This window comes from Actinoplanes sp. CA-252034 (assembly GCF_050956125.1).
GTDB lineage: Bacteria > Actinomycetota > Actinomycetes > Mycobacteriales > Micromonosporaceae > Actinoplanes.
This window is the reverse complement of the sequence record NZ_CP191846.1, coordinates 7,042,520-7,063,052: the sequence shown is the minus strand read 5'-3', so window position 1 is coordinate 7,063,052 and position 20,533 is coordinate 7,042,520. Positions and strand designations below refer to the sequence as shown.

The window sequence follows — 20,533 nt, the reverse complement described above, 5'->3', positions numbered from 1 at the left end:
AGGGGAGCAGCTTCACGTCGAGCTTGGCGGCCAGTTCCTCCACCTCGATGCCGTGGGTGGCGGTCACCCGTACCCCCTCGGGGTGATGTGGAATGTCGCGACCTCGGTGTAGACGCGGGTGACACACGCCCTGCCGGTCAGGGGATAGGTGCAGGCCGGGACCAGTTTCGGCTCGCCCGACCTGGTGAACAGCGTCATCATCACCCAGACCTGCTTGGCGCCGGCGGCCAGGTCCATCGCCCCGCCGACCGCCGGGATCGCGTCCGGCGCCCCGGTGTGCCAGTTTGCCAGGTCACCGGCGGCCGACACCTGGAAGGCGCCCATCACGCAGACGTCGAGGTGGCCGCCGCGCATCATCGCGAACGAGTCGGCGTGGTGGAAGTATGCGGCCCCCGGCAACTCGGTGACCGGCTGTTTGCCGGCGTTGGTGAGATCCCAGTCGGCCTGGTCGTCCGGGACCACCTCGCCCATGCCGAGCATGCCGTTCTCGGTGTGCAGGATGACGCCGCTCTCCGCGTTCAGATAGCGGGCGATCGACGTGGGCTGGCCGATGCCGAGATTGACGTACGCCCCGTCCGGGATGTCGCCGGCGACCAGCCTGGCCAGTTCGTTCTTGTCCAGGGCCATCAGGCTGCCTCCACCAGTCGGTTCACGTGGATCGACGGGGTCACGACCGCCTCCGGGTCCAACTCGCCGATCTCGACGATCTTCGACACCTGCGCGATCGTGATCTTCGCGGCGGTCGCCATCACCGGGCCGAAGTTGCGGGCCGTCTTGCGGTAGACCAGGTTGCCGAGCCGGTCCGCTACATGCGCCCGGATCAGCGCGACGTCACCGCGGATCGGATACTCCAGGACGTACTCCCGGCCGTCGATCACCCGGGTCTCGCGGCCCTCGGCGATCGGCGTGCCGACCCCGGTCGGGCAGTAGAACGCGCCGATCCCGGCCCCGGCCGCGCGCATCCGCTCGGCCAGGTTGCCCTGCGGCACCAGCTCCAACTCGATCTTCCCGGCCCGGTAGAGGCCGTCGAAGACCCACGAGTCGGCCTGCCGGGGGAAGGAGCACACCATCTTGCGTACGCGACCCGCCGCCAGCAGTGCCGCCAGCCCGGTGTCACCGTTGCCGGCATTGTTGCTGACGATCGTGAGGTCGCCGGCGCCGTGCTCGATCAGCGCGTCGATCAGCGCGACCGGCATGCCGGCCATGCCGAAGCCGCCGACCAGCACGGTGTCGCCGTCCTTGACCTCACGAACCGCGGTCAGCGCGTCGACCGTCTGCGTCCTCATGCCTTCCCCGGGTTCTCCAGGACCACGGCGAGTGCCTGGCCGACGCCGATACAGATCGCCGCGACACCCCAGCGCTGTTTGCGTTCGCGCAGCACGTGGGCGAGTGTGCCGAGGATCCGAGCGCCGGAGGCACCCAGCGGATGACCGATGGCGATCGCCCCTCCGCGGGTGTTGACGATCTCCGGGTCCACGCCCCACGCGTCCACACACGCGAGCGACTGCACCGCGAACGCCTCGTTGAGCTCGACCGCGCCGACGTCCGACCAGCCGATCCCGGCCTGCCGCAGCGCCCTCTCGGCCGCCTCGACCGGCGCGAAACCGAATTCCTGCGGGTCGACGGCGTGTGCGGCACGTCCCGCGATGCGAGCGAGAGGATCAAGCCGCAGTTGTACGGCCACCCGCTCCGACCCCAGCAGGACGGCCGCCGCCCCGTCATTGAGCGGCGAGGCGTTACCGGCCGTGATCGTCCCGTCGGGCCGGAACGAGGGTTTGAGCCGCGCCAGCTTCTCCACACTGCTGTCGGCGCGGATGCCCTCGTCCCGGGTCAGGTCACCGACCGGGGTCACCAGATCGGTGTAGAACCCGTCGTTCCACGCCTTGTCGGCGAGCGCGTGCGACCGGGCGGCGAACGCGTCCTGCCGCTCGCGGGAGATGCCGTACTTGTCGCCGAGCTGCTCGTTGCACTCGCCCAGCGACGCGGTCCACTCGGCCGGCATCCTCGGGTTCGTCAGTCGCCACCCGAGCGTCGTGGACACCGCCTCCACGTTGCCGGCCGGGAAGGCCCGCGACGGTTTCGGCAGCACCCACGGGGCCCGGGTCATCGACTCGACACCGCCGACCACCACGATCTCGGCGTCACCGGCGGCGATCGCCCGGGACCCGATGATCGCCGCGTCGAGGCTGGAGCCGCAGAGCCGGTTGACCGTGGCGGCCGGCACCGAGGTGGGCAGTCCGGCCAGCAGCACCGCCATCCGGCCGACGTTGCGGTTGTCCTCGCCCGCGCCGTTGGCGTTACCCCAGTACACGTCGTCGATCCGGGCCGGGTCCAGCTCCGGGGCCTTGGCGAGCAGCCCGGTCAGGGCGGTCGCGGCGAGATCGTCCGGGCGGACGTCGGCCAGCGCTCCGGAATAACGGCCGAACGGGGTACGAACGGCGGCGTACACAAATGAGTCAGCCATGACTCCCACGCTAGTAAGCAGCTCTGATATTCAGAAATACCTGTTCCGCCGGAACTGAGACTCAGCGAGTATCAGTTCATGGAGCTGCGACATCTGCGGTACTTCCTGGCCGTCGCCGAGGAACGCCACTTCGGCCGTGCCGCCGCCCGCCTGCACATGGCCCAGCCACCGCTCTCCCAGCAGATCCGGCAGCTGGAGAGCGAGTTGGGCGTACGACTGCTCAACCGCAACACCCGCCGCGTCGAGCTCACCGAGGCGGGCGCCGCCTACCTGGACCGGGTCCGCACCGTCCTGGCCGCCGTCGACGACGCGGGCGAGGTCGCCCGGAGGGTGGCCGCCGGTCTGCAGGGCCGCCTGTCGGTCGGTTGCGTCGGCTCGGCCACCTACAGCCTGCTCCCCGCCGTCGCCCGCCGCCTGCGCGAGGAGCTGCCCGGGGTGGAGGTCGCCTTCCGCGGCGAGATGCTCGGTGCCCAGCAGGTGGCCGCCCTGCAGCGCCGCGACATCGACATCGCCCTGCTCCGCCCGCCCGTCGACGACCCCGGCATCACCGTCCGCACGCTGCGCAGCGATGCGCTGATCGTCGCCCTGCCCGACGGTCACCCCCTGACCGCCCGGGCCCGCCTGGATGTCACCGACTTGGCAGACGAGGACTTCGTCATCCACGCCGAACGCGACTCCGCCATGTACGGCGCCGTCCGCCGCCTCTGCGACCGCGCCGGGTTCGAGCCGCGGATCCGCCACGAGGTCGTCGAGACGTCCACCCTGGTGACGTTCGTGGCCGCTGACCTGGGCCTGGCCATCGTCCCCGAGCCGGTGGCCCAGCTCGGCGTGCCGGGCGCGACATACCGCCCGCTGACCGACCCCACCGCCCGCATCGACCTGGCCCTGGCCGTGCGCTCCGGTGAGGACTCCCCGGTGACAGCGCAGGCCATCCGGGTCATCACCCAGCTCGCCGCCCCGGCCAACCCCTGACAGCCGTCACTCTTGTCGGCTACGCGCGCCGGATCTGTACCAGCGGGTGATGGGCGTCATCCGACGACCGCGATCGGAGGCTGACCGGCCCGTCCGATCTGGACGATCGTTGCGGCGATGTGACCGAAATCGCCATCCTCCGGCACCACTTTGGAGAGTTGGGTGGTTGCGGCCCGGTCTTTTCGATCTGGACCCCGCCGAATGACAATTCTCAACCCTGATCCGTGGAGCCGCCTTCATGAGCTACCAGCCGCCCCAATATCAGCAGCCCGTCGGCCAGCCGTATGGCGTGACCCCATTCGGGCCGCCGCCGAGGAAGCGCCGGGTGTGGCCGTGGGTTCTCGGCGGTATCGCCCTCGCCGTCATCGCGGCCTGCATCGGTGGAATCGCTCTTCTGGCGGGAGGGGCGAAGGTGGTCGGGGATGCGGCCACTGAACTGGACGCAAACCAGAAGGGCGCCAATGCCGTCGCGGGTGAGTTCGGCAAGCCGGCGACCGACGGCAAGTTCGAGTTCACGGTGACCGGCATGAAGTGTGGCGCCAAGGAGGTGGGCGGTGAGTTCGGGGTGAAGGCCCAGGGCCAGTTCTGCATGGTCGACGTGACCGTCAAGAACGTGGCTACGACGGCCGAACTGTTCGACTCCAACTCGCAGAAGGCCTACGACGGGAAAGGCACCGAGTACTCCGTCGACAGTGGCGCCGAGGTTTACGTCAACGATCAGAACCAGACATTCCTCGAGAACATCAACCCGGGCAACAAGGTGAACGGGAAGTTGGTGTACGACGTTCCGGCAGGCACGAAACTGACGTCGATCGTCGTACACGAGTCGATGTTCACCGCCGGGATCCGGATTCCCCTGAAGTAGGCCGCGCTCCGGCACCTCGGTTCTGACCGCGACGAGCCCGGCCATGGTCGCGGCGGCCGGCCGGAGGGCGTTCCCCCCACCCCACCGGCCGGCGACTGCCGCGAGCGCCCCGAGCAGCGGTCAGTCGGCACGCGCGCAGCGGGGTGTGGCGCCGGCCTCCGGAGCATCCGCCGGCCAAGGCACCGGCGGCCGCTCGTGTGACAACACGACCAGCGAATTCCCGTCGTCCGGATCTGCGGACGAAACGATCACCCCGTGCGGCAGGGCCGGGCTCGTCCCGGCCCTGCCATTCCAGCGCGGGCGCCCGGCCGGCGGCCACCCGCTGACCGGCGGGTCCGCCCCCGCCTGCCGGCGGGACCGGGTGGTGTGAAGCGGTTCGATGCGGGCGGGTCGGGGTCGCCTACTGCGCGCCGAGGCGGGACAGGGGCTCGATCAGCTCGCGTTCCTCGTAGGCCAGATGGGACAGCAGGGTGTCGCTCAGCAGGTTCACCGCGTCCCGCAGGCCGGACAGGCCGTCGGGGGTGGAGACCAGCGCGACCAGGGCCTTGTCGACACCCTCGAGGACCTCGTGGATGACGTGGTGCTCCTGTTCGAGGCGGTCCACCACGGGGCCAGGCGTGGGTCGGCCCGGCGCAGGTGCGGGAAGAGCGAGCGGTCCTCGATGGTGTGGTGGGTGGTGACGATCCGGCAATAGGACTCGCAGTACGTGCCGAGGGTCCAGTTGTTCTGCCGCATGGTCATCGTGTTGATGTGGGAGCGGGCCGTGCCGACGTCGATCGTGCCGGCCTCGACCTGGCCGATCAGGTCGTGGATCTGGGCCAGTTCGCCGCGCAGGCCGTCGTGGACCTGGATCAGGTGCCGTCCGGTGGCGAGGTCGTGCTCGGTGTAGGTGCGATCCGGGTCCGGGGCGGGGCCGGTCGGGCGGGTCTGCTCGTCCCAGACCACGGTGCCGCTCAGGCGTACCCCGTCGTCGGGAGTGGGAGTCACGGCGAACGGTGACCGGCCCGCCTTCCGCGCCGGAGCGCCCGGTCGGGCGCCTGGAGAAGCGGTGTCCCGGGCAGGCGCGACGGAGGCCGACGGCAGGGCGGAGGGCGGTGCGAGCGTGCGGGTGCCGGAGCGCTCGGCGGTGACCGCCTCGCGGACCGCGGGGATCACCTCGTCCGCGAATCGCCGCAGGTCGTCGGGGTCGTCCGAGGCCAGGATGAACGTGCCGACGCCGTCGGTGAGGGCCAGATCGGTGAGCTCCTCGGCCCACTGCTCGGCGGGGCCCACGAGCGGCCCGTGGCCGGCGTCGGTGAAGCGGCCGCCGATGTTGAGCAGGCGCCGGATGTCGGCGGGTTTGCGGCCGGCTTCCAGCGCCGCCTCGTCGATGATCCGGTTGCCGGCGGCGAGGTCGCCGTCCTTCAGGTAGGCCAGGGAGGGCAGCCAGCCGTCGGCGCGGCGGCCGGTGAGGGCCAGCATCCGCGGCTTGTAGGCGCCGAGCCAGATGCCGACGTCGTGGGCGGGGGCCGGGCCGCGTTTGGCGCCGGAGACCCGGTGGAACCGGCCGTCGACGCGGACCGGGCCGCGTGCGTCGGTGTCCCAGATCTGGCGGATGACGTCGATGCCCTCCTCCAGGGCCTGCACGGCCTGGCCGGGGGTGAGCCGGGGCCCGCCCATCGCCTCGACCGCCTCGGCGAACGCGCCGGCGCCGAGGCCCAGCTCGATCCGGCCGCCGCTGAGCAGGTCGAGGGCGGCGACGCTGCGGGCGAGGACGGCGGGTGGGCGCAGCGGCAGGTTGGTGACGTTGGCCGCGAGGCGCACCGACGAGGTGCGGGCGGCGGCGTAACTGAGCAGAGTCCAGGTGTCTAGGAAGCCGGGCTGGTAGGGATGGTCCTGGAAGGTGACCAGGTCGAAGCCGGCCTGCTCGGCGAGCACGGTGAGCGCGACGACGCGGGCGGGGTCGGCGGCTGACGGGGTGATGAAGGACCCGAACTCGAGCGGGTGGCCGTAGTCGGACATGCGGCAACTGTGACGCGGAAAAGATGTTCTGTCAAACAGAACATTTGAAGGGCAGAACTTCTGTAAGGCTGAGCTAGGGTGGTCGTGTGACGACGCCCCTCGAAGGTGATCTCGGCTGGATGCTGGGAGTGGTCTTCCGTGCCTACGCCAAGGCCGCCGACCACGTGCTCGGCGATCTGCCCGGCGGCCCGCGCGGCTATCAGGTGCTCTCGGCGGCGATCGGCGAGCCACCCCGCAACCAGGGCGCGATCGGCGCCGATCTGGGCATCGACCGGACCATCCTGACCTACCTGATCGACGACCTGGAGCGGGCCGAGCTGGTCGCCCGCCGCCCCGACCCGGCCGACCGCCGCAGCCGTCTCGTCGTCGCCACCACCAGGGGCCGCGAGGCCTGGCAGTCCCACCGCGACGCCTTGCGGCATGTCGAGGCGCACGTGCTCGGCGCGCTGCCGGCCGGCGACGCCGACTCCTTCCGGGGGCTGCTGCAGACGATCGCCTGCAGTGCCCAGGCCCGGGACCCGCTGACCGACCTGTGCGAGGCCGTCACGACGGCCCGCGACGAGAAGGGGCGCTGACCGGCGTCAGCACTCGATGACGTTGACGGCCAGGCCGCCCCGTGACGTCTCCTTGTACTTGCTCTTCATGTCGGCGCCGGTCTCCTTCATGGTCTTGATGACCTTGTCGAGGGAGACGTGGTGGCGGCCGTCGCCGCGCAGCGCCATCTTCGCGGCGGTGACGGCCTTGACCGCGGCCATGCCGTTGCGCTCGATGCACGGGATCTGCACCAGGCCGCCGACCGGGTCGCAGGTCAGGCCCAGGTTGTGCTCCATGCCGATCTCGGCGGCGTTCTCCACCTGCTCCGGGGTGCCGCCGAGCACCTCGGCCAGTCCGGCCGCGGCCATCGCGCACGCCGACCCGACCTCACCCTGGCAGCCCACCTCCGCCCCGGAGATCGACGCGTTCTCCTTGAACAGGTGCCCGATGGCACCGGCCGCCAGCAGGAACCGCACCACCCCGTCCTCGTTCGCCCCGGGCACGAAGTCCAGGTAGTAGCGCAGCACGGCCGGGATGATCCCGGCGGCCCCGTTGGTCGGTGCGGTCACCACCCGGCCGCCCGCCGCGTTCTCCTCGTTCACCGCCATGGCGTAGACGGTCAACCACTCCAGCGGATCACCGTCGGCGGTCAACTTGCGGGCGGTCAGCGCGGCGCGGCGACGGACCTTCAAACCACCGGGGAGTACGCCCTCCGCGTCCAGCCCGTCGTCGATGCAGGCGCTCATCACCCGCCAGATGCCGAGCAGCCCGGCCCGCACCTCGGCGACGGGCCGCCGCACGGACTCGTTGTGCAGCATCAGACGGGAGATCGACAGTCCGGTGGAGCGGGTCAGCTCCAGCAGGTCAGCGCCGGAGGAGAACGGGTGGGGCACGAGCGTGTGCTCCGGACGTACACCCGAGGCCCGGTCATCCACCACGAACCCGCCGCCGACCGAGAAATAGGTCTTGGTCAGCAACTCGGTGCCGTCGGCGCCCAGCGCGGTGAAGCGCATGCCGTTGGGGTGGCCGGGCAGCGCGCGCCGCCGGTGCAGCACCACGTCCACGGCGAACCCGGTGGCGTCCGCGGACGGTTCGAGCGTGGTGTCGACCGTCTCCGGGTCCTCACCCTGCAGGCCGAGCAGCACCGCCCGTGGCGTGCCGTGCCCGTGACCGGTCGCGCCGAGCGAGCCGAACAGCTCGGCCCGCACGGTCGTCACGCCGTCGATGCCGGTCAGGTGGCCGGTGAAGAGCCGGGCCGCGCGCATCGGGCCGACCGTGTGCGAGCTGGACGGGCCGATGCCGATGGAGAACAGGTCGAAGACGGAGACGGTCACGGCTCAGCCCTGCCTGCGGTAGAACGGCAGCGTGACGACCTCGGCCTCTTCACGGGTGCCGCGGATGTCGACGACCACGCGGGTGCCGGGCTCGGCGCGGTCGGCCGGGAGGTAGGCCATGGCGATCGGGTGGCCGAGGGTGGGGGAGGGGACGCCGCTGGTCACCTCGCCGAGGCGCTCGCCGGTGTCCGGGTCGAGGACCGCGTGACCGGCCCGTGGCGAGCGGCGGCCCTTGGTCACGAGGCCGGTCAGCAGGCGGTCCGGCCGGGCGGCGCGGAGGGCGGCGGCCCCGACGAAGTCCGTCTTGTCGAGGGCGACGACGCGGCCCAGACCGGCGTCGAACGGGGTGGTGCGCAGGGTGAGCTCGTGGCCGTACAGCGGCATCCCGGCCTCCAGGCGCAGCGTGTCCCGGCAGGCCAGACCGCACGGAACCGCGCCCCTGTCGATCGCCCACGCCCAGATCGCCTCGGCGTCGGAGTCGGCGCAGTAGATCTCGAACCCGTCCTCGCCGGTGTACCCGGTACGGGCCAGCAGCACGTCGCGCCCGGCCAGCCGCTCCGGCCGGATGCCGTAGTAGCGCAGATCCGGGTGCTCGCCGACCACGTCGACGGCTTTCGGCCCCTGCACCGCGATCAGTGACCGCGCCTGATCGGTGATCGTGACGGTGAAGCCGCCGGAGTGCTCGCCGAGCATCGCCCGGACCACGGCCGCGTTGCCGGCGTTGGCCACCACCAGGAACCGGTCCCTGGCCAGCCGGTAGACGACCAGGTCGTCGAGGACGCCGCCGGTCGTGTGGCAGAGCATCGTGTACTTGGCGCGGCCCACCGCGACCTTCGACAACCGGCCGACCAGAGCGTGATCCAGGAACGCGGCGGCGTCGGGCCCGGTCACCTCGATCTGGCCCATGTGCCCGAGATCGAACAGGCCCACGCCGGTACGGACAGTGTGGTGCTCGGCGATGTCGCTGCCGTAGCGCAGCGGCATGGACCAGCCGGCGAAACCGGTCATGGTGGCGCCGTGGGTCTGATGGACGTGGTGCAGGGCGGTGTGTCGCAACGGAGGCTCCTTGTCGGGTCGGGCCTCCCTCGCTCTGTCATCTCTGCCTGAGAGGTTCACCGCCGGAGGGGCGGCTTGCACCGTGGGCGCAGCTCCGTGAAAGAGCTGACTTTCCAGAGTCGCCTGACCGTCGCGGTACGGGGGCCTGAGAGATTCTGAGGGAGAAGTTGCTCCTTCGGCGCCTCGCTGACCTGCGAGGACTCTCCCGCGGCGGAATCGCGGCGAAGTATTCGGTTGTCTGCCGAGACCCTACCGCCTACCGCGACCCGCCCGCCTGCCGCGGCCCTGCCGGACAGCGGTGTGTGGCCCAGCTCTCAATTGTGCCGCGCCATGGACGATGGGCCTCTCGATGAACGCGATCGCAGTGGCCGACGACGTGGACCTCGCCCCGGCGTCGCCCGTCCTGGAGCAGATCACCGTCCTGGCCGCCCGTCTCGCCGGCGGACGGGCCTGCGTGGCGATGCTGCCGTCCGGCTCCGTGCTCGCCGGCGACGTCAGCGGGATCGAGCCCGCCCCGGCGCCGGAGTCGTGGTGCCGGCAGGTGGTCGAGACCGCGGCGCCGCACGTGCTGGCCGACACCTGGATGGGTGCTCCGCTGTGCTCGCCGGACGGCCGGGTCGTGGGGGCCCTGTGCGTCTTCGACGACCGGCCGCGGGAGTGGACCGGCACGGACATCGCCGTCCTGGAGGGCCTGGCCGTCGCGGCGGCGGGCGAGATCGCGGCGCGGATCGCGGCCACCGAGGCGGCGCGCGGTTCCGAGCAGCTGCGGCGGATCCTGGACAGCACCCTGGACGCCTTCGTCGCTGCCGGCGCCGACGGCCGGGTCACCACCTGGAACCGGGCCGCCGAGCGGATGTTCGGCTGGAGCGAGCTGGAGGCGCTCGGCCGCCCGATCGAGGAGCTGATCATCGCCCCGGACCGGCGCGAGGGCTTCCGCCGGTGGCTCGACGAGGTGGAACACGACCTCGACGAGGCCGGGCGCCGGGGCGAGTTCGAGGCCGTGCACCGCGGTGGCCGCCGGTTCCCGATCGAGCTGTCGTCGACGGTGATGGGCACGTTCGTCCGCGACATCACCGCCCGGCAGCACGGCGAGCGGCTGCGGCGGCTCGAATACGCCGTCGCGGGGGCGCTGGCCGCGGCCCAGAACGTGGAGCAGGCCACCGACTCGGTGCTCGCCGCCGTCGGTGAGGGGCTGCGCTGGCCGTACGTCGAGTACTGGCACCTCGACGCCGCGCGGGGAAGGTGCCTGGTCCGGCTGGCCGCGTGGTGCCGGGACGCCGCGATGGCCGAGTCGATGCGCCCGGTCCGGGAGATCAGCCGTGGTCGCGGCGCTGTCGGGCAGGTGTGGGAGACCGCCGCGGCCTGCTGGTCCACCGACCTGCCGGCGTCCGACGGCCCGCGTGCCGCCGCCGCCGGGGCCGCCGGGCTGCAGAGCGTCGTGGCCGTGCCGGTCCGCAACGGCGTCGACGTGGTCGGGGTCCTCGCCGTCTACGACCGGCGGCGCACCGAGGCCGACCCGGAGGTGATGGCCGCCCTCGACACGGTCGCCGCGCACATCGGCCAGTACGTCCACCGCCGCCGTGCCCTCGACCTGGAGCTGGAGCTCAGCCGTGCCCGGCGTGGTTTCGACCAGATCGTCGCCAACCTCAGTGACTTCCTGTGGAAGGTCCGGATCGCCGCCGACGGCTCGGTCCGGGTGATGTACGCCAGCCCCGGCAACACCGGTGTCTTCGGCGGGCCGCCGCCGTCCGGCGGCGATCTGGGCGAGGCGATGGCCGCGATGGTGCACCCCGACGATCAGGAGTCCTTCCGCGCGTTCCGCAGGACACTGACGACCGGGCAGGCCGCGGAGACCGTCTGCCGGCTGATCGGCGGCGACGGGGTCACCCGCTGGGTGTGGACCCGTGGCCACCCACGCCGGGAGAACGGCGTGCTCTTCGTCGACGGCGTCTGCAGCGACGTCACCGAGCGCCACCGCGACACCGCGCGACTGCGCCAGCAGGCCGAGCTGCTCGACCTGGCGCCCACCGCGGTGATCGTGCGGGACCTCACCGGCAAGGTCACCTACTGGAACCGGGGCGCCGAGGGCATCTACGGGTGGAAGCCGGACGCGGTGCTCGGCTGCAACCTGCACCGGCTGCTCAACACCCGGTTCCCGGCGCTGCGGACCCTGATCGAGGGCACCCTGGCCGACGTGGGCCGCTGGCACGGCGAGCTGGACCATCTGCGCAGCGACGGCAGCCGCGTCGTGGTGCTGTCCCATCAGAGCGTCCAGTACGACGAGGACGGCGTACCGCTGGCGATCCTCGAGATCAACATCGACGTCACCGCCCGTAAAGAGGCCGAACGGCGGCTCGCCGACAGCGAGGAGCGTCTGCGCACCCAGTTCGCGCTGGCCACCGTCGGCCAGGCGACGATCCGGCTCGACGGGCGGTTCCAGCACGTCAATCCGGCGCTCGCGGAAATCCTCGGCCGGTCGGTCGTCGAGCTGGAGGACCTCACCCTCGACGACATCACCCATCCCGACGACCGGCCCGCCAATCACCGCGCCGCGGCCATACTGTTCACCGAGAACCTCCCGGCCGGCCGCCACCTGCGCCTGCTGCACGCCGACGGCCGCGTGGTGGACGCCGAGGTCGGCATGTCCCTGGTGCGCGACAGCGACGGCCAGCCGACCAGCTTCATCGCCGTCGTCCAGGATGTGACGGCGCGCCTGGCCGCGGAACGGGAACGCGACGCCGCGGCCGGGCTGCTCGGGGTGCGCAACGACGAGCTGCAGGACAGCAACGCCCGGCTGGCCGAGGCGAACGCGTTCCGGCTCGACCTGATGGGCATGCTCTCCCACGAGATCGGCACCCCGCTCAACACGATCGCCGGCTATGCCGAGATGGTGCTCGCCGAGCCGGGGCAGCTGGCGCCCGCACACCGCAAGGCGCTGGAGGTCATCGCCCGCTCCACCCACCGGCTCAACCTGCTGCGCGCCGAGATCCTCACCCTCTACACCATCGACGCCGGCCAGCTGCACGCCGTGCCGGAGCCGGTGGAGGTCGCGGCCGCCCTGCACGAGGTGGTGACCGGGCTCGGCATCACCCCCGGAGTGACCTGCCCGCCCGACCAGGCGGTGCTGGTGCATCCCAGTCACCTGCACCAGATCGTCACCAACTTCTGCACCAACGCCGACAAGTACGCCGGGGGCGTCACCGCGATCACCGTCGAGGTGCAGGGCGGCAACGCGCTGATCAGCGTTTACGACGACGGCCCGGGGATCCCGGAGCCGCTGCGGCCGCATCTGTTCGACCGGTTCAGCCGGGCGGCCGCCGGAGACGTGACCATCCAGGGCGCCGGGCTGGGCCTCTACATCGTCAAGGGCCTCGCCGAGGCCAACGACGGCACGGTCGGGTACCTGCCCGGCTACCCGGCGGGCAGCATCTTCACCCTGACCCTGCCGGTGGCCGCCGCCGGATCGGTCAGCCCGGCGTGACGTCACCCCGGAGCAGCCTCCCGATGCCGGTCCTTCCGGTGGCCGTCGCCGCGCTGACCACCGTGCTCGGCGCCGTCTTCGTCGTGCCGTGGGGGAGCCCGGCCGTCCACGCGGTGGTCTGCTGGCTCACCGTCGCCGTCTTCGCCACGGCGATGACGTGGTACGCGTACCGCGCGGTCCGCCTCATGCCGGAGCCCACCACGGAACGCCGTTTCTGGCGGGCCTTCATCGTCGCCGGTGCGATCTTCAGTGTCGCCGACTGGCTCCAGGTCGCCATGACGCTGGCCGACCCGTCGTCGTTCGACGCCCGTACCGGCACCGGGATCGCGCGGACCGTGGCGCTCGGCCTGGGCGGCGCGGTGGTGATCGGCGTGATCGCCACCTACCCGTTGCCGCACCGGTCGGCGAGGGAGCGTCTCTGCTACCACCTCGACCTGGCCACGGTGGTGACCGCGGTCGGCGCCGGGTGCCTGTACTGGACGATGACCGGCTCCTTCGGGGCCGGGCAGGTCGCCGGGGTGGCCGCCCCGTTGATCGCGATGCTGCTGGCGTTCGCGGTCGGTCGGCTCTACCTCAGTGGGACCGCGCCGTTCCGCTGGCACATCGGCGTGATGGGCCCGATCGCCGGAACGCTGGAGAGCCTGGCCCGCACCCTGGGACCGGAGCTGGCACGGGCCGGGCGTCCCGGCGTCGTCTTCGCGCTCAGCCTGGCCTGTCACGCGCTGCTGCTCGTCGCGGCGTGGTTCCAGTATCGCCGGTTCCTGGCCGGGCGGGCCGTGACGCCGGCGGTACGCAAGCGCCCGTACAGCGCGATGCCGTATCTGGCGCTCGCCGGCATCCACCTGCTGCTCATCTGGGCCCTGCTGACCGGCGGGCTGGACCCGCGAGCCTGGATCGTCCAGGCCGGCGCCGTGCTCTGCACCGGGATCGTCGTGGCCCGGCAGCTCACCGCGTTCATCGACAACGCCCGGCTGCTCGCCGAACGTGACGGCCTCACCCGGCGGCTGCATGCCATGGCGTTCACCGACAGCCTCACCGGCCTGGCCAACCGGGCCTGCTTCCTGGACCGGCTGACCGCGTCGTTGCGGAACCCGGGCCCGGCCGGGGTGCTCCTGATCGACCTGGACGACTTCAAACCCGTCAACGACCGGTACGGCCACGCCGCCGGTGACGCCGTGCTGATCGAGACGGCCGCCCGTCTGCGTGCCGCGGTCGGCCCCGGAGACCTGGTCGCCCGTCTCGGGGGCGACGAGTTCGCCATCCTCCTCGACCGGCCGCCGCCGGAGGGCCTGCCGGCCGTGGCCGACCGGATCATCCGGGCCGTCGACGCGCCGTGCCCGCTGCCGGCGGGCGGCACCGCGACCGTACGGGCCAGCGTCGGCGCCGCGCTGGCCGACCGTGCCGGCGGCGACGCGTCACATCTGCTCAACCTGGCCGACCAGGCGATGTACCGGGCGAAGAACCGCGGCAAGGGCGCCTTCGAGGTCGCCGCCTGAGGGTGGCCCGGCTCAGCCCGCGAACGTCTCCCGGCCGACGACCCGCAGCAGTTCCAGGTGGCCTGCGGTCGGGCTGCCCGGCGGCGCGGTGAGCAGCACCAGCCGCTGATCCTCGGCCGGGGTCAGCAGCGTCTCGCAGTCGAGCTCGAGCAGCCCGACGGTGGGGTGCTGCACGCGCAGGCGGCTCTGCCGGCGGACCGCCACCTCGTGCCGGTCCCACAGCCCGGCGAACTCGTCGCTGCACCCCCGGAGCCGTTCCACCAGCGTCGCCGCGACCGGGTCGCGACCGCGCCGGGCGATCGCGGCCCGCAGATCGGCGACATACACCTGGCTGAGGTAGTCGTGCTCCTCGACCGGATGGGCCAGCCGGATCCGCGGGTCGTTGAACCACCGCCACACGATGTTGTGATCCTGCTCGTGGTCGTGGCGCATCGGCGGGCAGATGTCACCGAACAGGGTCTCGGCCAGCGCGTTCTGCGCCAGCACGTCGCCGAGGTCGCTGAGCACCTGGGCGGGCACACCGGTCAGCTGGTCGAGCAGGTAGAGCAGTCCGGGCCGGACGTGGGCGCCGGCCGGCCGCCCGGCCGGTGGACGGTGCCCGGCCAGCAGGTAGAGGTGGTCACGTTCGTCGTCGCTGAGGCGCAGCGCCTGCCCCAGCGAGCGGAGCACCTGCGGCGACGGCTGCGGGCTGCGGGCCTGTTCGAGGCGCATCAGATAGTCGGCCGACATACCGGCGAGCATGGCCAGCTCCTCACGGCGCAATCCGGGCGTACGCCGTCGTGGCCCCGCCGTCAGCCCGACGTCGGCTGGCCGCAGCCGCTCCCGGCAGCGGCGCAGGAAGTCGGCCAGCTCACGTCGATCCATGACGGCAATGCTCGCGCATCCGCCGGACGGTAGCCAAGGATCACCGGTCCTAGGGAAACAGGTCCGCTCCACAACGGCCCGCGATCGCAGCAGCCTGGGTGCCACAGCGATCCACGAGAGAGGTGGCAGTCATGGAGGCGATCGTCTTCGACCGGTTCGGTGGTCCCGAGGTGCTGCGGGTGGCCGAGGTCGGCGTGCCGCAGCCGGGGCCCGGCCAGGTCCGGCTGCGGGTGGTGGCGGCCGGTGTCAACCCGGTCGACCACAAGGTCCGCAACGGCCTCCTGGAGCAGGTGTTCCCGACCGTGTTCCCGGCGACGCCCGGCTGGGAGGCGGCCGGTGTGGTCGACGAGGTGGGCGAGGGGGTGACCGGTCTGGCGGCCGGCGACGAGGTGCTCGGGTTCACCGACACCGGCGCGTACGCGGACTACGCGCTGGCCACCGTGGTCGCCCGGAAGCCGGCCGGGCTGGGCTGGGACGAGGCGGCCGCGCTGCCGGTGGCGGGGGAGACCGCCCAGCGGGTCCTGGACCTGCTCGCCGTCGGGGCGGGGGAGACGGTGCTGATCCACGGGGCGGCCGGTGGTGTCGGCGGGGTGGCGGTGCAGCTGGCGGTGGCTCGTGGGGCGACCGTCGTCGGCACCGCGTCGCCGGGCAACCACGACTACCTGCGGTCGCTCGGGGCGGTCCCGGTCGCGTACGGCCCGGGTCTCGCCGACCGGGTCCGGGCCGTGGCGCCGCGGGTCGACGCCGTCTTCGACGCGGCGGGTCAGGGCGCGGTGGAGGTGTCGGTGGAGCTGCGTGGCGGCGTCGACCGGATCGTGACGATCGCCGACGCGGTGGCCGCCCAGCAGTCGGGGGTGGTGTTCTCGGCGGGCGGCGAGCGCAGCGGGGAGGCGTTGGCGGCCCTGGCCGAGCTGGCGGGGACCGGCCGGCTGCGGGTCGAGGTGGCCGGGACGTTCGCCCTGGCCGACGCGGGTAAGGCCCAGGACCGCAGTGCCGGTGGCCATGTCCGGGGAAAGCTGCTGCTGCGGCCGTAGAGCTTGACTGATCGGGTTTCATCGATGTAAACGTTTCAAAATGTCGATGGGAGAGACCCCGATGAGAAGATCCCGAGCGCTGGCGCTGGCCACCGTGGCCGCCGTCGTGGCGCCGAGCCCGGCTCTGGCCGGTGGGCGCCATGACATCCCCGGCGAGTGCGCCGGGACCGCCCCGGTGGTCTGCCACTACGACGTGCCGCCCGGGGTGTACGACGTCGCGGTGACCCTCGGCAGCCCGGACGCGGCCGGCAGCACCGCCGTGCGGGCCGAGGCGCGCCGGATGATGCTCGCCGAGACGGCCACCGGGGCGGGGCGGTTCGCGCACCGGGGGTTCCGGGTCGACGTGCGCGAGCCGGAGGGCGAGCCGACCCTGCCCGCCGTCGGCACGCCAGGGCTGACGCTCACCTTCACCGGCGCCGCCCCGCAGGTGCGCCGGGTGACCGTGCGACCCGCGCCGCCACGGGGGCCGCGGTTGTTCCTCGCCGGTGACTCGACAGTCTGCGACCAGGCCGTCGTGCCCTACACGGGCTGGGGTCAGGCGATCCCGCAGCACCTGCCCCGGTCGGTGACGGTGGCCAACTACGCCGACTCGGGGGAGGGCTCGGCGTCGTTCCTGGCCGATCCGCGGCTGTGGGCCACGATGCTCCCGCGGGTCGGCCGTGGTGACGTGGTGCTGCTGCAGTTCGGGCACAACGACAAGGCCACGACCGCCGAGGACTATCGCGCCAACCTGACCCGGATGGTCACCGAGCTGAGGGCCCTGGACGCTCGGCCGGTGCTGGTCAGCCCGCCGGTGCGCCGTCTCTTCGACGCGGACGGCCGGCTCACGCCGGTCGCGAGGCACGTCAACGGGCTCGGCGTGGACCTGCCCGCGGAGATGGCGGCGGTCGCGGGCGCCTCCGGTGTGCCCTACATCGACCTGACCGCGGACAGCGCCGCGCTGGTCGAAGGGCTCGGTCCGGAGGCCTCGAAGCCGATCTTCCTGTACGACGAGAAGCGCGACAACACCCACTTCTCGGAGTACGGCGCCGACCGGATCGGCGGGCTCGTGCTGACCCGGCTCCGCGAGTGGTACGGAGGCTGAGGCGTGGGGGAGAACCGCACCGGAAACCTGCGGAAAGCGCTTGCCTGGGCTAATACGTTTCACAAGGATGGGTGAATGAGCGCGGATCTCGAGGTGACGGGGCCGCACGGCCCGATTCCGGTGCGGGTCTACGAGCCGGACGGCCCGGCGGAGGCGGTGCTCGTCTGGGCCCATGGTGGAGGGTTCCGCCACGGCGGCCTGGACACTCCCGAGTCCGACATGGTCGGCGCCGAGCTGTCGCGCCGGGCGAACGCGGTCGTCTTCTCGGTCGGCTATCGCCTGGCCGTCGACGGGGTCCGCTACCCGGTCCCGATCGACGACGTGCACGCCGTCTGGTCCTGGGTGGCCGCTCGCGACGACCTGCCGGCACGCCGGGCTCTCGGCGGTGCGAGCGCGGGAGCGGCCCTCGCCGTCGCGGCCGCGCTGCGCACCACGGACGACCGGCCGGACCTGCTCCTGCTGGCCTATCCGTTCGCGCACTTCCCGACGCCGACGCTCGGGCACGGGCGCACGCTGGAGAACATCGAGGACATGGTCCGCAACTACGTGGGCCGGATCAGCGACCTCCCGGCCGACGCCCTGCCCGGCGCGGCCCGGCTCGACGGCCTGCCGCCGGCCCACATCCTGCTCTCCGAGATCGACGACCTGCGTCCCTCCGGCGAGCTGCTGCAACGGCAGCTGCGTGAGGTCGGGGTGCCGGCCGAGTCGTTCGTGGCTCCCGGCACCACGCACGGCCACCTCAACCGGCCGCTCGACGTCCCCGACTCGGTCGACGCGTCGCTCGGCTTCTTCGCGGCCGCGTTGCGCGCGCCCCGGGACGCGCCGCGCTGGCTGAAACGCGACGGCGAGCCGCGCATCGAGTTCGGCGCCGACTACAACCCGGAGCAGTGGCCGCGCGAGGTGTGGGCCGACGACGTGCGGGCCATGCGCGAGGCCGGGGTCACGATCGTGTCGCTGGGCATCTTCGCGTGGGCCCGGCTCGAACCGGCCGAGCGGCGCTACGACTTCGGCTGGCTCGACGAGGTCATCGACCTGCTGCACGCGGGCGGCATCCTGGTCGATCTGGCCACTCCGACCGCCTCGCCGCCGCCGTGGCTGACCACGAAGCACCCGGAGATCCTGCCGGTCGACCGGGACGGCCGCACCGTGTGGCCGGGCGCCCGCCAGCACTGGCGACCCACCTCACCGGTCTTCCGCGAGCACGCGCTGCGCCTGGTCCGTACGATCGCGAAGCGCTACGCCGGCCATCCCGCGCTGGCCGCCTGGCATGTCAGCAACGAGCTGGGCTGCCACAACGTCCATGACTACTCCGACGACGCGGCGCGCGCGTTCCGGGTCTGGCTGCGGCGGCGATACACCACCCTGGACGCGCTGAACGAGGCCTGGGGCACCGACTTCTGGTCGCAGCGCTACGGCGAGTGGGAGCAGATCCTGCCGCCGCGCCACGCGAACGGGCCGGTCAACCCGACGCAGCAGCTCGACTTCAGGCGGTTCTCGTCGGACGCCCTCAAGGAGCACTACCTGGCCGAGCGGCGCATCCTGCGGGAGATCACCCCGGACGTGCCGGTGACCACCAACTTCATGGTCGCCGGGCCGATCAACGAGATGAACTATCCGGACTGGGCGGCCGAGGTCGACTTCATCGCCAACGACCACTACACCCGGCCCGGCCCGCAGTCGCGCGACGAGCTGTCGTTCTCGGCCAACCTGTCCGGCAACCTGATCGCCGGCCGGCCCTGGTTCCTGATGGAGCACTCCACCGGTGCGGTCAACTGGCAGCCGGTCAACGTGCCGAAACTCCCCGGCGAGCTGGCCCGCGACTCGCTCACGCACGTCGCCCACGGCGCCGACGGCGTCTGCTTCTTCCAATGGCGGCAGTCCCGGGCGGGCGCCGAGAAGTATCACTCGGCGATGCTGCCGCACGCCGGCGAGAGCAGCGCGATCTTCGCGGCGGTCACCGATCTCGGCGCGCGGTTGCGGTCACTGTCCGGCGTCGCAACCGTGCGGCGTACGCCGTCCGCGGTGGCCGTGGTGATTGATTACGAGTCGTGGTGGGCCGCCGAACAGGACGCGCACCCGACCGACCGGCTCCGCTACCGTGACGAGGCGCTCGACTGGTATACGGCCCTGCTCGACCTGGGCATCCGCGCCGACGTGGTGCCGGTCGCCGCCGACCTGACCGGATACCGGCTGGTCGTGGCGCCGATCCTGCACCTCGTCCCGGCCGCCCTGAGGCAGCGCCTCGAGGACTACGTGACCGGCGGCGGTCACCTGGTGACGACGTACTTCTCCGGCATCGTCGACGAGTTCGACCACGCGTGGCTCGGCGGTTACCCGGGTGCGCTGCGTGACCTGCTCGGCATCCGGGTCGAGGAGTTCGCGCCCCTGCTGGACGGGGAGTCGGCGCCGCTGTCCGACGGCACGGCCGGCACGCTCTGGTCCGAGCGCGTGGAGGTGACCGACCCGGCGACCAAGGTGCTGGTCACCTACGCCGGCGGCGGGGCGGCCGTCACACGCCGGGAGGTGGGTGCCGGCTCCGCGGCGTACGTCTCGACCCGATTGAGGCCGCAAGGCCTGGTGCCGATCCTCGACGAGCTGCTGGCGCCGGCCGGAGTCGTCAGCGAGCTGCCGCCCGCCCTGCGCGGAAAGGTGGAGCTCGCGGTCCGCGGCCCGTTCCGTTTCCTGATCAACCGCACCGCCGAGACGATCGCCCTGCCGGATCTGCCCGGCGCCCCGCCGACGCTCCCCGCCCGGGGTGTCGTGGTCCTGGACGGGGGCACCGGCCCACGGTGATCAGGCGCGGCGCTCCCGGATCACGGAGTCGCCGTCGCGGCCGATCTCGACGAAACCGGCCTTGGCCGCCACCGCGGCGGACGCGAGGTTGGCCGGGTGGTGCCGGATGACCAGGCGCTCGATGCCCGGCAGCGACAGCCCCACCCGGGACAGGACCGTCACCGCGGCGGTCATCCGCCCCCGGCCCGCCCACGGGGTCCGTATCCAGTAGCCGATCTCCAGCGCGCCCGGCCCCGGCCTGGTCATCAGCCCGATCGACCCGATCAGGTCACCGACGGTCGTGAAGATCGCGTAGTTGAACTCGGTCCCGGCCGCCCAATCGGCCGCTGACCGCTCGGCGTAGGCGCGGGCCTCGGCGACACCGTAGTGCGGGGTGGCGAACGGCAGGAACGGCGCCAGCTCGGGCAGCGACTCCTGGACGGCCGCGGCCACCTCGGCGGACCATTCGGGTTCCCAGCGTTTGAGGACCAGCTCGCCGGCGTTGATCATCTCGGGTGGTTCCATGATCGGTATTCTGCCGGACCTCTATATCTCAGGTTAGGGGTGAGAATCCGG

At 72.2% G+C, this 20,533-nt stretch carries 16 protein-coding genes and 2 riboswitches; of the genes, 8 read left to right on the top strand and 8 right to left on the bottom strand.

The features are described from left to right. Positions 1-63: 63 nt before the first annotated feature. Genes ACQPZW_RS32160 through ACQPZW_RS32150 form a run of 3 tightly spaced genes read right to left on the bottom strand, consistent with a single transcriptional unit; the run spans position 64 to position 2,464 of the window. Entirely contained in the window at positions 64-627 is a 564-nt protein-coding gene (locus ACQPZW_RS32160; protein ID WP_433789774.1) for a 3-oxoacid CoA-transferase subunit B, read from the bottom strand. Beyond that, the gene (locus tag ACQPZW_RS32155) at positions 627-1,286 is read right to left on the bottom strand and encodes a 3-oxoacid CoA-transferase subunit A (protein WP_433789773.1); all 660 of its coding nucleotides are present in this window, start codon (positions 1,284-1,286) and stop codon (positions 627-629) included. The genes ACQPZW_RS32160 and ACQPZW_RS32155 overlap by 1 nt, the downstream gene beginning before the upstream one ends. Continuing rightward, positions 1,283-2,464 carry a thiolase family protein gene (locus ACQPZW_RS32150; RefSeq protein WP_433789772.1) on the bottom strand — a complete coding sequence of 394 codons (1,182 nt, stop codon included), beginning with the start codon at positions 2,462-2,464 and terminating at the stop codon, positions 1,283-1,285. Before ACQPZW_RS32150 ends, ACQPZW_RS32155 begins: the two co-directional genes overlap by 4 nt. Positions 2,465-2,542: 78 nt before the next feature. Here ACQPZW_RS32150 and ACQPZW_RS32145 point away from each other — a divergent pair, with 78 nt between their 5' ends. Together ACQPZW_RS32145 and ACQPZW_RS32140 are read left to right on the top strand one after the other, a co-directional pair. Continuing rightward, the gene (locus ACQPZW_RS32145; RefSeq protein WP_433789771.1) at positions 2,543-3,436 is read left to right on the top strand and encodes a LysR substrate-binding domain-containing protein; all 894 of its coding nucleotides are present in this window, start codon (positions 2,543-2,545) and stop codon (positions 3,434-3,436) included. Positions 3,437-3,674: 238 nt separating this feature from the next. Then, complete coding sequence (locus ACQPZW_RS32140) at positions 3,675-4,301, top strand: DUF4352 domain-containing protein (protein WP_433789770.1); 627 nt, start codon at positions 3,675-3,677, stop codon at positions 4,299-4,301. Positions 4,302-4,787: 486 nt separating this feature from the next. Here ACQPZW_RS32140 and ACQPZW_RS32135 read toward each other — a convergent pair whose 3' ends face one another. Next, positions 4,788-6,302 (bottom strand): LLM class flavin-dependent oxidoreductase, encoded by a 1,515-nt coding sequence (locus ACQPZW_RS32135; protein WP_433789769.1) that lies wholly within the window; start codon positions 6,300-6,302, stop codon positions 4,788-4,790. 86 nt (positions 6,303-6,388) lie between these two features. On the opposite strand from ACQPZW_RS32135, the gene ACQPZW_RS32130 reads away from it, so the two are divergent. Next, a complete protein-coding gene (locus ACQPZW_RS32130; RefSeq protein ID WP_433789768.1) occupies positions 6,389-6,877 on the top strand; it encodes a MarR family winged helix-turn-helix transcriptional regulator in 489 nt (162 codons plus the stop codon). A 6-nt stretch (positions 6,878-6,883) separates the two neighbouring features. Here ACQPZW_RS32130 and ACQPZW_RS32125 read toward each other — a convergent pair whose 3' ends face one another. Next, a complete protein-coding gene (locus ACQPZW_RS32125) occupies positions 6,884-8,170 on the bottom strand; it encodes an L-serine ammonia-lyase (protein WP_433789767.1) in 1,287 nt (428 codons plus the stop codon). A 3-nt stretch (positions 8,171-8,173) separates the two neighbouring features. Continuing rightward, positions 8,174-9,226 carry a glycine cleavage system aminomethyltransferase GcvT gene (gene gcvT, locus ACQPZW_RS32120; RefSeq protein WP_433789766.1) on the bottom strand — a complete coding sequence of 351 codons (1,053 nt, stop codon included), beginning with the start codon at positions 9,224-9,226 and terminating at the stop codon, positions 8,174-8,176. A 32-nt stretch (positions 9,227-9,258) separates the two neighbouring features. Continuing rightward, positions 9,259-9,345, bottom strand: a riboswitch (glycine riboswitch). 4 nt (positions 9,346-9,349) lie between these two features. Beyond that, positions 9,350-9,444, bottom strand: a riboswitch (glycine riboswitch). Between the two features lie 131 nt (positions 9,445-9,575). Between gcvT and ACQPZW_RS32115 the strand changes: the two genes are divergently transcribed. Both ACQPZW_RS32115 and ACQPZW_RS32110 read left to right on the top strand, forming a co-directional pair. After that, positions 9,576-12,707, top strand: a complete 3,132-nt coding sequence (locus ACQPZW_RS32115; RefSeq protein ID WP_433789765.1) for a PAS domain S-box protein — start codon at positions 9,576-9,578, stop codon at positions 12,705-12,707. Between the two features lie 23 nt (positions 12,708-12,730). After that, positions 12,731-14,203, top strand: coding sequence for a diguanylate cyclase domain-containing protein (locus ACQPZW_RS32110; RefSeq protein WP_433789764.1), 1,473 nt, complete (start codon positions 12,731-12,733; stop codon positions 14,201-14,203). A gap of 12 nt (positions 14,204-14,215) precedes the next feature. Here the strand turns inward: ACQPZW_RS32110 and ACQPZW_RS32105 are convergent, their stop codons facing one another. Further along, positions 14,216-15,067, bottom strand: coding sequence for a helix-turn-helix transcriptional regulator (locus ACQPZW_RS32105; RefSeq protein WP_433789763.1), 852 nt, complete (start codon positions 15,065-15,067; stop codon positions 14,216-14,218). 131 nt (positions 15,068-15,198) lie between these two features. Here ACQPZW_RS32105 and ACQPZW_RS32100 point away from each other — a divergent pair, with 131 nt between their 5' ends. The 3 genes from ACQPZW_RS32100 to ACQPZW_RS32090 all read left to right on the top strand — a co-directional run bounded on the left by ACQPZW_RS32100 (position 15,199) and on the right by ACQPZW_RS32090 (position 19,978). After that, positions 15,199-16,101 (top strand): NADP-dependent oxidoreductase, encoded by a 903-nt coding sequence (locus ACQPZW_RS32100; protein WP_433789762.1) that lies wholly within the window; start codon positions 15,199-15,201, stop codon positions 16,099-16,101. A 61-nt stretch (positions 16,102-16,162) separates the two neighbouring features. Then, a complete protein-coding gene (locus ACQPZW_RS32095; RefSeq protein ID WP_433789761.1) occupies positions 16,163-17,185 on the top strand; it encodes a rhamnogalacturonan acetylesterase in 1,023 nt (340 codons plus the stop codon). A gap of 75 nt (positions 17,186-17,260) precedes the next feature. After that, positions 17,261-19,978, top strand: a complete 2,718-nt coding sequence (locus ACQPZW_RS32090) for a beta-galactosidase (RefSeq protein WP_433789760.1) — start codon at positions 17,261-17,263, stop codon at positions 19,976-19,978. Here ACQPZW_RS32090 and ACQPZW_RS32085 read toward each other — a convergent pair whose 3' ends face one another. Next, entirely contained in the window at positions 19,979-20,482 is a 504-nt protein-coding gene (locus ACQPZW_RS32085; RefSeq protein ID WP_433789759.1) for a GNAT family N-acetyltransferase, read from the bottom strand. Positions 20,483-20,533 lie beyond the last annotated feature (51 nt).